Origin of the sequence: Streptomyces sp. NPDC006923, from assembly GCF_040635655.1 — a bacterium.
Lineage (GTDB): Bacteria > Actinomycetota > Actinomycetes > Streptomycetales > Streptomycetaceae > Streptomyces.
On record NZ_JBEYIF010000016.1, the window covers coordinates 20,159 to 35,145 of the forward strand.

Sequence of the window (14,987 nt, forward strand, 5' to 3'; positions counted from 1 at the left end):
CCTTACGAGTCACGGTGGCCGAAACGCGTCCGAGCTGGGGCGCGGCAGCCGCACGCGGTCCTCCAGCGGTACGGGACGGCTCAACCACGGCCGCTTGCCTGGACAGTTGACCGCATCGTGTAACAAGTCAGCTCTTGACGGGAAGCCTTGCCTACCGATTGGCTGTGCGCGATCATCGCTCATTCGTGCCCTGGAGGATTTCGCGGATGTCTCCGCCTCCGCCACCCCTGGGCCGCTCGCGAAGACGTGGTTCTCGTTCCGACCAGTTCTTCGATCCGGCCCTCGATGACGCCGAACTCGGCGCTGTAAGAGATCAGCTCGCTCAGGGCCGCTGGTCCGAGGCCCGCACGCTGCTCGCGGACACCGGCGACGACTGGGACCGGCGCGGCCACCGCGTTGTCGTCCTCGCGCAGGCCCCCGGCGCCCTCGCCTGGACCCGCGACTGGCTGCTCGTCGAACCGGAGAGCCCCGACGCGGCCACCCTGCTCGCCTGCGCCACCGTCTTCGGCGCCCTGCGCGGCAAGGAGCGCGAACAGCAGGCGCGGGACACCTGCCGCGACGCGATACGCCGGGCCCCCGCCGACCCCACGCCCTGGCTCGGACTGCTGCTTCTGGCCCGCACGCTCGGTACGGAGGAAGAGACCTCGCAGCTCTTCGACGAGGTCAGGACCCGGCACCCGCACTATCACCACGCACATCATCTGATGGCGGCGCGGCTCGCCGAACGGCACGCCGAAGCCGGACAGGACCCGCTCCACGAGGTCTACGACTTCGCGGCCTGGGCCGCCGAACAGGCGCCCGCCGACTCGCCGCTCGCCATCCTCCCCGTGGTCGCCCACGCCGAGCGGTACCGGGTACTGGCCGCCGCGGGCCACGAACCGGCGGACCCCGCGGCCTCCGCCCACTGGACCGGCCGCCGCGCCCGCCAGGTGCTGAAGGCCGCCTTCGACTGGTGGCTGGAATGGGAGAGCGAAGACCATCCGCGTAATCGCGTCGATCTCAACTTCCTCGCCCACGCCCAGTTCTACGACGGGCGGATCGCCGAAGCCGCCGCGCTGTTCCACCGGATTGGCCCTCACCTCACCCGCGCCCCCTGGTCATATCCCGACCGGGACCCCCACAAAGCCTTCCTCGCCGCCCGCGAAGCGGCGCTCGGCTCCGGCTGAGCGACTCGTCCGCCGATGCGCACCGCCCCCAGGACAGCACCATCGATGCGCCCCACCGATTCCCGAAAGGAAACCCCTGTCATGTCGACGGGCAGTTCGAGTACGAGCGAGATCAATACCTACAAGGGGCAGGAACGGGCACTGCGCGCGAACCGTCTCGGCACAGTGGGCCTCCTGCTGTCCGTGCTCGCCGCGAGCGCGCCGATGCTGGTCGTCGCCGGCGTCATGCCCACCGTCTTCGGGGTCATCGGAGTCGTCGGTCAGCCCCTGCTCTATGTGATCCTCGGCGTCGTCCTGGTGCTGTTCAGCTTCGGCTACGCGGAGATGAGCCGGCATGTGCACAACGCGGGTGCCTTCTACGCGTACATAGCGCGCGGGCTCGGTCCCACGGCGGGCGCCGGTGCCGCGCTGGTCGCCCTGGTCGCGTACAGCGCCATGCAGGTGGGCATCTACGGCATCCTCGGCTTCGAGATCTCCGGGCTCTTCGCCACGTACCTCGACCTCACCGTCGCCTGGTGGGTCCCGGCCCTGGTGGCCGCCCTGGCCGTCGGTCTTCTCGGCTGGCTCAAGATCGACCTCAATGCCAAGGTGCTCGGCGTCCTGCTGCTCATCGAGTGTCTGCTGGTCGTGATCTTCGACATCGCCGCTGTCGCCGATCCGGGCAAGGAAGGCGTGTCCCTGGCGGCGTTCAACCCCGACACCCTGGCGGGCGCCGGCCTCGGTACGGCCCTCTGCTTCTGCATCGCCGCCTTCGTCGGCTTCGAACAGGCCCCGGTCTACGCCGAGGAGACCAGCCGCCCCCATGTCGTCGTCTCCCGTGTGATGTTCCTGGCCGTCGGCTACGCCGCGCTGTTCCTGGCGTTCAGCGCCTGGGCGGTGACCGTCGCCACCGGTCCGGGCTCCGTGGTCGCCGAGGCCGGAAAGCAGGGCCCCGGGCTCCTCTTCGGACTCACGGAGAGCCGTCTCGGTACGACGTTCACGGACGTGCTGCATGTCCTCTTCGTGACCGGCATGTTCGCGGCGCTGCTCAGCTTCCACAATGTCGTCGCGCGCTACGCCTTCGCGATGGGACGGGAAGGTCTGCTGCCCGCCGCCTTCGGCCGGACCAGCAAGTCGAGCGGCGCGCCCGCCTCCGGCTCCGTCCTCCAGTCCGTGGTCTCCGTCGCCGTCATCCTCGCCTTCGCCCTCACCGACGACAAGCCGACCGGTGATCCCACGGCGCCGGTACTGCGGCTGTTCACCTGGATGGGCAACGTCGGCGCGCTCGGGGTCATCCTGCTGATGGCCGCGGCGGCGTTCGCCGTCATCGCCTTCTTCGTACGCCGCGGAGCCGGCGGCCCGCAGGCGCCGCGGCTGGTGGCGTCCGGCCTGTCCGGTGTCGCGCTCGTCGCGATCGCCGTCTACACGGTGAAGGACTTCGATGTGCTCGTCGGCGCCGGCCCCGGCTCCGCGCTGAACTGGGTGCTGCCCGGGATCATCGTCCTCGCCCTGGCCGGCGGTGTGGTCTACGGACTGGTGCTGCGTGCGGTCAAGCCGGAGGTGCACGCCCGCATCGGGCTCGGCAACGAGGCGTTCCAGCTCGAAAAGGCCGCCGAGTCGGAGACGGCCGCCGTCTGACGACAATGTGGCGAATCTGACGAAAGCCCGGCGAACACCCGCGGCCCCTGGCTTCTGGAGGCCGCGGGTGTTCGAATCAGTAGGTGAACCCTCAACAGAATGAGCCCGAGGGCACGCCGGTCGGGCGGCGTGTGGTGCTCTCCATGCTCGGCCTCGGCGCCGCCGGACTCGTCACGGCGCCCTATCTTCAGCGCGGCCTCGAAGCGTTCCTCGGTTCGGCCGCCGACCGGGACCCGACGGGCCTGACCGGACTGCTGCCCAACGGCGGCGGCTTCCGCTACTACTCGGTGACGGCGTCCGTACCGCGCAAAGGCCCGGACAACTACCGGCTGACGATTGACGGCCTGGTCGACTGCCCCGCCACCTACACCCTCGACGCGCTGCGGAGGCTTCCGCAGACCCGGATCGTCCACGACGTCCAGTGCGTCACCGGCTGGCGCGTCCCCGGTACGCCGTTCGAAGCGTACGGCTCTCGCAGCTCCTCGACGCCGCGGGGGTGCGCCCCGGCGCCAAGGCGATCCGCTTCACCTGCTTCGACGGCGCGTACAGCGAGAGCCTCACGCTCCAGCAGGCCCGCAGGGACGATGTCATGGTGGCGCTCAAGATGCAGGACGAGCCCATCGGGCACCCGCACGGCGGCCCGGTCAGGCTCTATGTGGCCCCGATGTACTTCTACAAGTCGGCGAAATGGCTCTCCGGGATCTCCGTCACCTCCGACGTCCAGCCCGGCTACTGGGAGGAGCGCGGTTATGACGTCGACGGCTGGGTCGGCCGGTCCAACGGACGCAGTGACACCCCCACCGTCTGACCCCACCGACCGGACACGGCGGCGCTTCAGCCGCGCCGAGCGCTGGGTGCACCGCACCACCGGCGTCCTGATGCTGGTGTGTGTGGTGAGCGCGGCCTGTCTGTACATACCGCAGCTCGCCGAACTCGTCGGCCGCCGCTATCTCGTCGTCACCGTGCACGAGTGGTCGGGGCTGCTGCTTCCGGCGCCCGTCCTGCTCGGTCTCGGCTCCCGCGCGTTCCGCGCGGATCTGCGCCGGCTGAACCGCTTCCTGCCGCACGACCGTGAGTGGCTGGGCGCCGTACGGCGGCGCGACGCCCGGCCCGGCTCCCGGCCGGCCGGGAAGTTCAACGCCGGGCAGAAGATCTACGCGGCCTGGATCGCGGGCGCCGTGCTGGTCATGCTCGGTACGGGTCTGCTGATGTGGTTCACCGGGTTCGGGCCGCTCCTGTGGCGTACGAGCGCCACCTTTGTGCACGACTGGCTGGCCCTCGCCATCGGCATCGTGCTCATCGGGCACATCGGGATGGCGTACGGCGATCCGCAGGCGCGGCGGGGGATGCGCACCGGGTCCGTGGAACGCGCGTGGGCGGAGCGGGAGCACTCCCTGTGGAAGGAGGAGGACTGACCCGCCCCGCCCGGCGCGCGTGCGGCGCCGTACCGCCCGCCCGCGCTACAGGATCAGCGAGAGCAGCAGGACAAAGCCGAGGCCGACCACGGAGATGATCGTCTCCATCACCGACCAGGTCTTGATCGTCTGACCGACGTTCATGCCGAAGTACTCCTTCACCAGCCAGAACCCGGCGTCGTTGACATGGCTGAAGAAGAGCGAGCCGGCGCCGATCGCCAGGACCAGCAGCGCGGCGTGCGTGGTGGACATGTCCGCGGCCAGCGGCGCCGCCAGACCCGCCGCGGAGATGGTCGCTACCGTCGCCGAGCCGGTGGCCAGCCGGATCGCGACGGCGATCAGCCAGGCCAGCAGCAGGGCCGGGATCGACCAGTCCTTGGAGATGTCGAGGATCATCTGGCCCACACCGGCGTCGATCAGCGTCTGCTTGAAACCGCCGCCCGCGGCGACGATCAGCAGCACACTGGCGATCGGAGCGAGGGACTTCTCGACGGTCGAGGAGATCCGCCCCTTGGTGAACCCGGCCGCGCGGCCCAGGGTGAAGATGCCGACGAGTACGGCGGCGAGCAGCGCGATCAGCGGCGATCCGACCACGTCGGTGACCCTCTGGAGGGTGTTCTCCGGATCGTCGACGACGATGTCCACGAGGGCCTTGACCAGCATCAGGACCACGGGCAGCAGGACGGTCGCGATGGTCGCGCCGAAGCTTGGACGCTTCTCCAGATCCTCCGAGGCGCGCTGCGGGATCATCCGGTCGGGGGCCGGGATGTCGACCCAGCGCGCGGCGTAGCGGGAGAACAGCGGCCCGGCGATGATCACGGTCGGAATGGCGACGACCACACCCAGCGCCAGCGTGATGCCCAGGTTCGCGCCGATGGCGTCGATCGCGACCAGCGGTCCGGGGTGCGGCGGGATCAGACCGTGCATCACGGAGAGCCCGGCCAGGGCGGGGACGCCGATCCGCATCAGGGAGTAGTTGCCGCGCTTGGCGACCAGCAGCACCACCGGGATCAGCAGCACGATGCCGACCTCGAAGAAGAGGGGCAGCCCGATGACCGAGGCGATCAGCACCATCGCCCAGGGCATGGCCCGTCCGCTCGCCTTCGCGAGAATCGTGTCCACGATCTGGTCCGCGCCGCCGGAATCGGCGAGCAGTTTGCCCAGGATCGCACCGAGCGCGATGAGCACGCCGACGCCCGCGACCGTGGAGCCCAGACCGGCGGAGAAGCTGGTGATGACCTTGTCCAGCGGGGCACCCGCGAAGGCACCGAGCGCCAGTGAGCCGATGGTCAGCGCCAGAAAGGCATGCAGTTTGAAGACGGTGATGAGGACGACGATGACGGCGATGCCGGCGAGGACCGCTATGCCCAGTTGCGCGTTGCCCGCCGAGGTGATCGGTTCGGCGGCGTCCGCTGCCAGCGTCTCGACGCTGAGACTGCTCACGGAGACTTCCTTCAGTTCTTGAGCCGGCGCAGCGCGGCGACGGCCCGTTCGGTGATTTCTTCCGGGGTGCCGGACACATCGACGGCGACGCCCGCCTCGTCGGCCCCGAGGTCCTCCAGCGCGGCGTACTGCGAGTCCAGCAGCGCGGTCGGCATGAAGTGCCCCTTGCGTTCCGACATCCGCCGCTCGATCAGCGCCCGGTCGCCGGTGAGGTGGAGAAAGACCGCGTCGGGCGCGGCGGCCCGCAGCCGGTCGCGGTAGACGCGCTTCAGCGCGGAGCAGCTCACCACCCCGCCGAGCGTGGCCCGGCCGTGTGCCCAGGCGCCGATGGCGTCCAGCCAGGGCCACCGGTCCTCGTCGCCGAGTGGTGTGCCGGCGGACATCTTGGCGATGTTCTCCGGCGGGTGGAAGTCGTCGCCCTCGGCGTACGGGACGCCCGTCGCGGCGGCGAGCAGGGGGCCGACGGTGGTCTTGCCGGTCCCTGCCACGCCCATCACCACAACGACGTGGTGGGTGCTCATTGCTGCCTCGCTGTCCTCGTCGACATCGGTCCGTCGCGCTACTGAAACGCATTAGGTACGACTTATTCAAGGGACTGTGATGAAAACGTCGTACTTTTTGGCGGTGATCCACGCACCGTAGGCTTGCCCCATGACCACAGAAGGCCGGGGCCTGCATACCCGTGTGCTGGACACCCTCGGTCTCGCCATCACGGCGGGCGAATACCCGCAGGGCAGTGTTGTACGGACCGACGAGGTGGCTCAGCGCTTCGACGTCTCGCGCACCGTGGTCCGCGAGGTGGTCCGCGTCCTCGAATCGATGCACCTCGTCGAGTCCCGGCGCCGGGTGGGCGTGACCGTACGGCCCACCGAGGAGTGGAACGTCTACGATCCGCGGGTCATCCGCTGGCGCCTCGCCGGCACCGACCGGCCCCGCCAGCTCCGCTCGCTGACCGTGCTGCGGTCCGCCGTCGAACCGGTCGCCGCGGGACTCGCCGCCCGCCACGCCACGCCCGAGCAGTGCGCCGCCCTCACCGAGCAGGCACTCGGGATGGTGGCCACCTCACGCGGCCGCAGGCTGGAGGAGTATCTGGTCCATGACATCGCCTTCCACCGGGTGGTGCTGAACGCGTCGGGCAACGAGATGTTCGCGCGGCTCGGCGATGTGGTCGCCGAGATCCTCACCGGCCGGACGCACCATCAGGTGATGTTCGACGATCCGGATCCGGCCGCCGTGACCCTGCACGTCGGGGTCGCCGAGGCCGTCCGGGAGGGCGACGCGGCCCGGGCCGAGGAACTCACCCGGGAGATCGCCGTCGGCGCCCTCCAGGAACTGGACGTACTGGCCCCCTGACGGGCCCCGCCGCACCCGCTCGGCTCTACCCCGCGCGTACGTTCCGTCACTCGGTGGTGCTCCGGCACGGGATAGTGGGGGTCGACGAACCGTATGACGAAAGGCAGGTCCTGGCATGGCGCAGCAGGTGCGAGGGGTCATCGCTCCCGGCAAGAACGAGCCGGTGCGGGTAGAGACGATCGTCGTGCCCGACCCCGGCCCCGGCGAGGCCGTGGTGAAGGTGCAGACGTGCGGCGTCTGTCACACCGATCTGCACTACAAGCAGGGCGGTATCAACGACGACTTCCCCTTCCTCCTCGGCCATGAGGCCGCGGGCGTGGTGGAGTCGGTCGGCGAGGGGGTCACCGAGGTCGCGCCGGGCGACTTCGTCATTCTCAACTGGCGTGCGGTGTGCGGTAGTTGCCGGGCCTGTCTGCGCGGCAGGCCCTGGTACTGCTTCAACACCCACAACGCGCGGCAGAAGATGACGCTGACCGACGGCACGGAGCTCTCCCCGGCGCTCGGTATCGGCGCCTTCGCCGAGAAGACCCTGGTCGCCGCGGGCCAGTGCACCAAGGTCGACCCGGATGTCTCGCCGGCCGTGGCGGGCCTGCTGGGCTGCGGTGTGATGGCCGGCATCGGCGCGGCCATCAACACGGGCCAGGTCGGGCGCGGCGACTCCGTCGCGGTCATCGGCTGCGGCGGCGTCGGTGACGCGGCCGTCGTCGGCGCACGCCTCGCGGGCGCGGCCCGGATCATCGCCGTCGACATCGACGACCGCAAGCTGGAGACTGCCAGGGCGATGGGCGCCACCCACACCGTCAACTCCCGCTCCACGGACCCGGTCGAGGCGATCCGCGAGCTGACCGGAGGGTTCGGCGCGGATGTCGTCATCGAGGCGGTCGGCCGCCCCGAGACGTACCAGCAGGCTTTCTACGCCCGCGATCTGGCCGGGACCGTCGTCCTGGTCGGCGTCCCCACCCCGGAGATGAAGCTCGAACTGCCGCTGCTCGACGTCTTCGGCCGCGGCGGCTCCCTCAAGTCCTCCTGGTACGGCGACTGTCTGCCGTCCCGCGACTTCCCGATGCTCGTCGACCTCCATCAGCAGGGCCGTATCGACCTGTCCGCCTTTGTCACCGAGACCATCGGCCTCGGCGATGTGGAGAAGGCCTTCGCCCGGATGCACGAGGGTGACGTCCTGCGTTCGGTCGTGGTGTTCTGATGACCGCTCGTATCGACCATCTCGTCACCTCCGGTACGTTCTCGCTCGACGGCGGCACCTGGGACGTCGACAACAACGTCTGGATCGTCGGCGACGACTCCGAGGCGATCGTCATCGACGCCGCCCATGACGCCGAGGCGATCGAGGCCGCCCTCGACGGCCGTACCCTGCGCGCCATCGTCTGCACCCACGCGCACAACGACCACATCGACGCCGCTCCGGCCCTCGCCGCCGCGACCGGCGCGCCCGTCCTGCTGCACCCCGCCGACATCCCGCTCTGGAAGCAGACCCATCCGGAGCGGCTCCCGGACGGTGAGCTGGCCGACGGCGCCACGCTCACGGTCGCCGGGATCACCCTGACGGTCCTCCACACACCGGGGCACGCGCCGGGCGCGGTCTGTCTCCACGCACCCCGGCTGACCACGGTCTTCACCGGCGACACGCTCTTCCAGGGCGGCCCCGGCGCCACCGGGCGGTCCTTCTCGGACTTCCCGACGATCATCGACTCGATCCGTGACCGGCTGCTTGTGCTGCCGCCGGAGACCGTGGTGCGTACCGGCCACGGCGACACGACCACCGTCGGCGCCGAGGCACCCCATCTGGCGGAGTGGATCACCCGGGGTCACTGAGGAACGGGCCGCTCCGGCCACCGGGCGAGCCGCAGCCGGCTCTCGAAGCGGAACGGCTCGCCCGTCACCGGATCGGTGAACTCCAGCACCTTAGCCAGCAGTTGAAGCGGCCGGGAGTAGTCCTCCGGCCCGGGCGGCAGGACGACCGGATAGACGGGGTCGTCGACAAGCGGCAGCCCCAGGCTGTTCATATGGACACGAAGCTGATGGGTGCGGCCGGTGGCGGGCAGCAGCCGGTACCGGCCGAGGCCGCCCCGCCGCTCGACCAGTTCGACACGGCTCTCGCTGTTCGGCTCGCCGGGCACCTCCCGGGCGGCCATCACCCCGGGCTCCTTCTCGATCCGGCTGCGCACTGTGACCGGCAGCGCCGCTCCCGGGTCGTACGCGGCCACCGCCTCGTACTCCTTGCGCACCCGCCGGTCCCGGAAGAGCGTCTGATACGCCCCCCGGTCACCGGCCCGTACGACAAAGAGCGCGAGCCCCGCCGTCAGCCGGTCCAGGCGGTGGGCCGGCTGGAGCTCCGGCAGGCCCAGATCGCGCCGTAGCCGGGCCAGCGCGGTCTCGGTGATGTGCGACCCGCGCGGTGTGGTGGCCAGGAAATGAGGCTTGTCGGCGACGACGATCCGCTCGTCCCGGTGGACGATCCCGATCTCGAACGGCACCCGCTGCTCGGCGGCGAAGTCCCGGTGAAACCAGAGATACCGCCCCGGGGTGTACGGCTCGTCCGCGGCGACCGGCCCGTCCGCCCCGACGAACCGCCCCTCCCGGAACATCGCCTCGACCCGCCCGGCCCCGATCGCCGAGCCGAACCGGGCCACCAGATGGTCCCGCACCGTCGGCCAGGCGCCACCGGGATCCGCCGGCAGCCGCAGGCGCACCGGATCGATCCCGTCCCGCTGGGGGAGGGGCGAGGCCGGCGGGGTTCGGTGTCTGCGTCCCACGGTCCCCGTATCCTTTCCGGCCCACCGGGCGTCGAGCCCGCCGAGTCTACCGGCCGGATCCCCACCGCCGGGGCGGGCCCGGAGCGGCGGGGTCCATTCGGCCGCCACTCGGCAGGGCGGACCAGGATGAGAGCGCCTCCAGTGCCGGGCGGTCGCATGATGGAACGGTGATCAGTGTCCTGTTCGCCGTGCTGACCGCGATCAGCAACGGCTCCGCCTCGGTGCTCCAGCGCCGGGCCGCCTCCACGGTCCCCGACACCGCGGCCATGCGTCTCTCGCTGATCGGCCATCTGCTGCGGCAGAAGGTGTGGCTGGCCGGGATCGGTCTGGTGCTGGTGGCGGCGGGCTGCCAGGCCGTGGCCCTCGCCACCGGACCGATCGCCGTGGTCCAGCCGATCTTCGTCATCGAGCTGCCCGCCACGCTGCTGATCGCCAGCACCGTCTTCCGGGTCCGGCTGCCCCGCTCCGCCTGGTACGGGGTCGCGGCGGTGACCTGCGGGCTGGCCCTGGGCATGGCCAGCGCCGCGCCCGGCGGTGGCCATGAGACCGTGCGCGGGACGGCCTGGATCCCGGCACTGATCGCCACCGGGATCTTCGAGGCGGTCCTGATCGCCTGGTCGCTGCGGCTGCGGGGCAATCCGCGGGCCGCGCTCCTCGGGCTCGCGGCGGCCTGCGGGTACGCGCTGACCGCCGCGCTGATGAAGGACGCCGTGGCACGTCTCGACGACGGTGGCGGCGCGGTGGCGCTGTTCACCTCGTGGCAGCTCTACGGCACCGCTGTCGCCGGGGTGGGAGCGCTGTTCCTGCTGCAGAACGCGCTCCAGGCGGGCTCGCTCGCGGCGTCGCAGCCGATGCTCACACTGGGCGACGCGCTGATCAGCATCACATACGGTGTGACGCTGTTCCACGAGACCCTGAACGTCGGCTGGTGGCTGCTGCCCGAGCTCGTCGCCATCGCCCTGATCGCGGTGGGCTGCATCGAACTGGCCCGCTCTCCGCTGGCTTCCGGCGCACCCATGCCCCAGCCCCGCGTCCGCTGAGGGCGCCGGATCAGCCGGTCTGCTTCAAGGGCGGCGCGCCCACGGCGGTTTCCGTTCCGGGAGTGCTGTCCGGGGCGGCGCCGGCGTTGTCCGGGTCCGTCGCGGCGGGTGCCCCGGGGACCCGTCCGGTGCGGCCCTGGGACAGGTCCAGCAGGCTGGTGGACGTCAGATGCAGCACATTCACCACCAGAATCGCCGGCGCGGCGACGGCGACGGCGTCGGGCAGCAGCGGCTGGAGCAACAGCGCGAGGATGATCGCGGTGATGCCGTTCTGCTGGCTGAGGCACAACGACACACGGTCGCGGCGGGAGAAGCCCCAGGACACGGCGGCACTCACCACCATCTGAGCCGCGAAGGTCGCGCATCCCAGCACGATCCCGACACGGAGGTCGATGCCCCGCGCCAGCAGCACCCCCACCAGGAACGTCGCCACGAACAGGGCCAGATTGGTCAGGCGCCCGATCCAGCGTCCCAGCGAGGGCCGGAAGAACAGCGCGGAAAGGGCCAGCCCCAGCATCAGGAACTGCCAGGTGGCGACGACGGCCAGCAGGGCCACCAGAGCGGCGATCTGCACGGCCCGGCGGGCTCCGCCGGCCGCCGCGCGCCGCCCGAGCAGCACCCAGACCACCGCCGCCGCGAGCAGGAACACCAGATTGCCCACCAGCGTCTGGGCGTAGGAGGCGGTGCCGGCGGCGGCGCCATCGGCACCGGTCAGCACCATCGAGCTGATGACGACCACCAGGACGGTGGTGACGGGGTCGTCGAAGGACGCCCAGGCGGCGAGGAGGGACTTCGCGCGCGGTGACATGTCGCGCCGCTGGTCGGCGGTGGGGCCCCGGAAGAACTGGCCCAGCGCCGGATGACGGAAGACATCGGCCGTGCAGGACGTGTTCGGATCGCCGTAATACGCGACGTAGTGCAATCCGCGCACATCGAGCGCGGCCTGCACTATGTCCGACGCGCCGGTAATTCCCTCGGGTTTCCGCGAGACATAGCCGGCGGTCTCCTCGGATTCCCCCGGACCCTCCTCCTCGGCCGCGGGAGAGGACCCGGGGCGCCCGGCCGGCGAAGCGGCCACGGGCCTGCTCGCCCTGCTGAAGAAAGCTCCGAAGTCCAGGGGGCTGTACCGCACCGCGGTCCTGAGCTCATTGACGCTATCCGCCAGCATCAGGTCCAGCTCGTCGAGCCGGTCCACGGCGGGTGTGGCTCCGTAGAGGTGAAATCCCTGTTCGATGAGGTAATAGAAGACCGCACCGGAGGGCACCCGCAGCACCGTACGAATAAGCGCTCCGGTGCGGAGTTCGGCGAAATCGGGTCCGAGCTCTTCGAGTATGTAGTAGAGCTGCCGGCCCGTCCGCTCGTGCGCCCTGGAGAGCGGCCGAAAACCGGGGCCGTCCCCGGCCGCCTCCGTGGCGGCGTCCAGGACGACCTTGGCCGTGTCACGGTCGTAGAGAACGAGATGAGCCAGCCCCCCCCGAGTCCAGCAACTGACGCAGTCTGGTGGCCAGATCAGTCATCTGTGGATTCTCCCCATCCGGATACCGCACAGCGGATCCCTCCGTGATCTCCGTGCGCTCAGACATCCAGCCCCTGACACTCAGACCGCGGGGTCGCCGCCGCCGACGCCCAGCATCAACTCCGGTTCCCGGACGCCCGCCAGCCGGGCGAAGCCGATCACATACTCCCGGGTGTGCGCCTGCGCGCGGCGCAGTTCCGACCGGCATTCCGCCGCGTACGGCCAGGCGGACTCGGGGAGTTCGGGATGGGCGTTCTCGAACTCCCGCAGCCGGGGGTGCCACTTGGACAGGATGGGCCTGAGCTCCCGATTGAGCAGGTTCACCGCCAGATACTCGACGGTGAGGCCGTCGCCGGGCGCGGAGGGACGCGCGGCCCTGAGGATGTCGCGGGTGGTGGTGAACAGTCCGTACAGCGAGGTGAGCGCTTCCCTGATGAGCCCCTCGTCGTCCTCCAGCCGCTGTATCGAGACGCGGGTCACCGACTCCACGAACAACTGCCAGGAGACCCGCTGCGCGTCGTCGTTCACCACGAAGGTGAGTTCGCTGAACTGCGGGATGCTGATCCGTACCTCGGTGAGACGGGCGGTCCGCCGGTAGAGGTCGATTCCCAGGGCGGTCAACGCGCCGAGGACGGCTCCGACGAGAACGAAGGCGTAGCCGCTGCCGGCTTCGTTGAGCGTGTAGAGGGCCGTCGCGCCGCCGGCGCCCAAGACCGCGGCGGCGGCGACGCGTAACGTACGCCATCTGGCGGTCCTGCTGATCATCCGGGGATTCTATCGGCGAACTCCCCTTTTAAAAAGAGGAGTTCACCCCGGTCGGAGTGGTTGCGAGGGCCCTGTCCCGGTGTGTCCGCACCGGGTGCCGGCGGAAGCGGTACCGGCGGGCGGGAGTGCGCACAGAGAAACGGGCCCCACCAGGGCTTCTCGCCACTGGATGAGACCCGTCTCACAGGCTGGTGTCCGAGGGGGGACTTGAACCCCCACGCCCGATAAAGGGCACTAGCACCTCAAGCTAGCGCGTCTGCCATTCCGCCACCCGGACAAGGTGTCTGCCGTCGGCCCTGGGCCGTTCCGACGTGGAAAACCATAGCAAACATTCGACGGTGCCCGATCACGCCCCGTCCCGGGTGACGGGCGCCCGAAGGCGGCCGGGGCCGCCCTTGGGGTACGGGGGCCGTCCGCGGGAGAATACAAGGACCACCAGCAACGACCGTGGGAGTGAGCAGCGTGAGCGAGCCGAGCGCGGGCAGGACCGTATCGGGCGAGGACGAGGTCGTGGACCTCTGCCGTGACCTGATCCGGATCGACACCAGCAACTACGGCGACCACTCGGGGCCGGGGGAGCGGGCCGCCGCCGAGTATGTGGCGGAGAAGCTCGCCGAGGTGGGTCTCGAACCGCAGATCTTCGAGTCCCACAAGGGCCGCGCGTCCACCGTGGCACGGATCGAGGGCGAGGACCCTTCCAGGCCCGCCCTGCTCATCCATGGCCACACCGATGTCGTCCCCGCCAACGCCGACGACTGGAAGCACCATCCGTTCTCGGGCGAGATCGCGGACGGCTGTGTGTGGGGCCGGGGGGCGGTCGACATGAAGGACATGGACGCCATGACCCTCGCGGTCGTGCGCGACCGGATGCGCAGCGGGCGCAAGCCCCCGCGCGACATCGTGCTGGCCTTCCTCGCCGACGAGGAGGCGGGCGGCACCTACGGGGCGCGGTATCTCGTCGACCATCACCCGGGCCTCTTCGAGGGCGTCACGGAGGCGATCAGCGAGGTCGGCGGCTTCTCCTTCACCGTCAACGAGAACCTCCGGCTGTATCTGATCGAGACGGCGCAGAAGGGCATGCACTGGATGCGGCTGACCGTGGAGGGCACCGCCGGGCACGGCTCGATGACCAACAACGACAACGCCATCACGGAGCTGTGCGAGGCCGTGGGGCGGCTGGGCCGCCATCAGTGGCCGGTGAGGGTGACCAAGACCGTACGGTCCTTCCTCGACGAACTGTCCGACGCCCTGGGCACCCCCCTGGACCCGGAGGACATGGAGGCGACGCTCGCCAAGCTCGGCGGCATCGCGAAGATGATCGGGGCGACCCTGCGCAACTCCGCCGCCCCGACGATGCTCGGCGCCGGCTACAAGGTGAACGTCATCCCCGGCCAGGCGACGGCCCATGTCGACGGCCGCTTCCTGCCGGGATACGAGGAGGAGTTCCTGGCCGACCTCGACCGGATCCTCGGCCCGCGGGTCAGGCGCGAGGACGTGCACGGCGACAAGGCCCTGGAGACCAGCTTCGACGGGAAGCTGGTGGAGGCCATGCAGACCGCGCTCTCGGCGGAGGATCCGATCGCCCGCGCCGTTCCCTACATGCTCTCCGGCGGCACGGACGCGAAGTCCTTCGACGACCTCGGTATCCGCGGCTTCGGATTCGCGCCGCTCAAGCTCCCGCCGGAGTTGGACTTCGCCGGGATGTTCCACGGCGTGGACGAGCGGGTACCTGTGGAGGGGCTGACCTTCGGTGTGCGCGTACTGGACCGGTTCATCGACCAGAGCTGAACGGGCGGCCACTGAACCGGCGGTGGTGGAAAACGGCCTGATGAATGGGCCAACACCGGTGCGGTGCAGGGCTATTCGCCAACGCGTGCGTATTTGACTGAAAAGAGTGAATG

Annotated in this window: 13 protein-coding genes, 1 tRNA gene and 1 pseudogene; 9 read left to right on the plus strand and 6 right to left on the minus strand. The window is 70.2% G+C overall.

The annotated features are described in order from the left end of the window. Positions 1–206: 206 nt before the first annotated feature. From ABZ707_RS26560 to ABZ707_RS26575, 4 genes and pseudogenes are all read left to right on the plus strand, one after another. Positions 207–1,166: a hypothetical protein gene (locus ABZ707_RS26560; RefSeq protein WP_360179635.1), complete on the plus strand. Its 960-nt coding sequence runs from the start codon at positions 207–209 to the stop codon at positions 1,164–1,166. 81 nt (positions 1,167–1,247) lie between these two features. After that, a complete protein-coding gene (locus tag ABZ707_RS26565) occupies positions 1,248–2,783 on the plus strand; it encodes an APC family permease (protein WP_360179637.1) in 1,536 nt (511 codons plus the stop codon). A 143-nt stretch (positions 2,784–2,926) separates the two neighbouring features. Beyond that, a pseudogene (locus tag ABZ707_RS26570) lies at positions 2,927–3,591 on the plus strand (molybdopterin-dependent oxidoreductase). Then, positions 3,533–4,198 carry a cytochrome b/b6 domain-containing protein gene (locus ABZ707_RS26575; RefSeq protein WP_360179639.1) on the plus strand — a complete coding sequence of 222 codons (666 nt, stop codon included), beginning with the start codon at positions 3,533–3,535 and terminating at the stop codon, positions 4,196–4,198. The pseudogene ABZ707_RS26570 and the gene ABZ707_RS26575 overlap by 59 nt, the downstream one beginning before the upstream one ends. 45 nt (positions 4,199–4,243) lie before the next feature. Here ABZ707_RS26575 and ABZ707_RS26580 read toward each other — a convergent pair whose 3' ends face one another. Both ABZ707_RS26580 and ABZ707_RS26585 read right to left on the minus strand, forming a co-directional pair. Further along, positions 4,244–5,641 carry a gluconate:H+ symporter gene (locus ABZ707_RS26580; RefSeq protein ID WP_360179641.1) on the minus strand — a complete coding sequence of 466 codons (1,398 nt, stop codon included), beginning with the start codon at positions 5,639–5,641 and terminating at the stop codon, positions 4,244–4,246. An 11-nt stretch (positions 5,642–5,652) separates the two neighbouring features. Beyond that, positions 5,653–6,162, minus strand: a complete 510-nt coding sequence (locus ABZ707_RS26585) for a gluconokinase (RefSeq protein WP_360179643.1) — start codon at positions 6,160–6,162, stop codon at positions 5,653–5,655. A 130-nt stretch (positions 6,163–6,292) separates the two neighbouring features. Between ABZ707_RS26585 and ABZ707_RS26590 the strand changes: the two genes are divergently transcribed. From ABZ707_RS26590 to ABZ707_RS26600, 3 genes are all read left to right on the plus strand, one after another. Then, the gene (locus ABZ707_RS26590) at positions 6,293–6,994 is read left to right on the plus strand and encodes an FCD domain-containing protein (protein WP_360179645.1); all 702 of its coding nucleotides are present in this window, start codon (positions 6,293–6,295) and stop codon (positions 6,992–6,994) included. A gap of 115 nt (positions 6,995–7,109) precedes the next feature. Further along, positions 7,110–8,195 (plus strand): S-(hydroxymethyl)mycothiol dehydrogenase, encoded by a 1,086-nt coding sequence (locus ABZ707_RS26595; protein ID WP_360179647.1) that lies wholly within the window; start codon positions 7,110–7,112, stop codon positions 8,193–8,195. Beyond that, positions 8,195–8,824 (plus strand): MBL fold metallo-hydrolase, encoded by a 630-nt coding sequence (locus ABZ707_RS26600; protein ID WP_360179649.1) that lies wholly within the window; start codon positions 8,195–8,197, stop codon positions 8,822–8,824. Before ABZ707_RS26595 ends, ABZ707_RS26600 begins: the two co-directional genes overlap by 1 nt. On the opposite strand, the gene ABZ707_RS26605 is transcribed toward ABZ707_RS26600, so the two are convergent. Then, a complete protein-coding gene (locus ABZ707_RS26605) occupies positions 8,818–9,765 on the minus strand; it encodes a pseudouridine synthase (RefSeq protein ID WP_360179651.1) in 948 nt (315 codons plus the stop codon). The genes ABZ707_RS26600 and ABZ707_RS26605 overlap by 7 nt on opposite strands. Before the next feature lie 167 nt (positions 9,766–9,932). Between ABZ707_RS26605 and ABZ707_RS26610 the strand changes: the two genes are divergently transcribed. Continuing rightward, on the plus strand, positions 9,933–10,805 hold the full coding sequence (locus tag ABZ707_RS26610) for a DMT family transporter (protein ID WP_360179653.1): 873 nt from the start codon (positions 9,933–9,935) through the stop codon (positions 10,803–10,805). Between the two features lie 10 nt (positions 10,806–10,815). On the opposite strand, the gene ABZ707_RS26615 is transcribed toward ABZ707_RS26610, so the two are convergent. The 3 genes from ABZ707_RS26615 to ABZ707_RS26625 all read right to left on the minus strand — a co-directional run bounded on the left by ABZ707_RS26615 (position 10,816) and on the right by ABZ707_RS26625 (position 13,363). Next, positions 10,816–12,069 carry a hypothetical protein gene (locus ABZ707_RS26615; RefSeq protein ID WP_360179655.1) on the minus strand — a complete coding sequence of 418 codons (1,254 nt, stop codon included), beginning with the start codon at positions 12,067–12,069 and terminating at the stop codon, positions 10,816–10,818. Between the two features lie 333 nt (positions 12,070–12,402). Continuing rightward, a complete protein-coding gene (locus ABZ707_RS26620) occupies positions 12,403–13,086 on the minus strand; it encodes a hypothetical protein (RefSeq protein ID WP_360179657.1) in 684 nt (227 codons plus the stop codon). 189 nt (positions 13,087–13,275) lie between these two features. Next, positions 13,276–13,363 (minus strand) — tRNA-Leu (locus ABZ707_RS26625). A gap of 185 nt (positions 13,364–13,548) precedes the next feature. Here ABZ707_RS26625 and ABZ707_RS26630 point away from each other — a divergent pair. After that, positions 13,549–14,874 (plus strand): M20/M25/M40 family metallo-hydrolase, encoded by a 1,326-nt coding sequence (locus tag ABZ707_RS26630; protein ID WP_360179659.1) that lies wholly within the window; start codon positions 13,549–13,551, stop codon positions 14,872–14,874. Positions 14,875–14,987: the final 113 nt, after the last annotated feature.

Coding starts and splice junctions, on each gene's coding strand:
- ABZ707_RS26585 (WP_360179643.1), bottom strand. CDS start 6,162: ATGAGCACCCACCACGTCGTTGTGGTGATGGGCGTGGCAGGGACCGGC.
- ABZ707_RS26565 (WP_360179637.1), top strand. CDS start 1,248: ATGTCGACGGGCAGTTCGAGTACGAGCGAGATCAATACCTACAAGGGG.
- ABZ707_RS26560 (WP_360179635.1), top strand. CDS start 207: ATGTCTCCGCCTCCGCCACCCCTGGGCCGCTCGCGAAGACGTGGTTCT.
- ABZ707_RS26620 (WP_360179657.1), bottom strand. CDS start 13,086: ATGATCAGCAGGACCGCCAGATGGCGTACGTTACGCGTCGCCGCCGCC.
- ABZ707_RS26600 (WP_360179649.1), top strand. CDS start 8,195: ATGACCGCTCGTATCGACCATCTCGTCACCTCCGGTACGTTCTCGCTC.
- ABZ707_RS26595 (WP_360179647.1), top strand. CDS start 7,110: ATGGCGCAGCAGGTGCGAGGGGTCATCGCTCCCGGCAAGAACGAGCCG.
- ABZ707_RS26590 (WP_360179645.1), top strand. CDS start 6,293: ATGACCACAGAAGGCCGGGGCCTGCATACCCGTGTGCTGGACACCCTC.
- ABZ707_RS26575 (WP_360179639.1), top strand. CDS start 3,533: ATGACGTCGACGGCTGGGTCGGCCGGTCCAACGGACGCAGTGACACCC.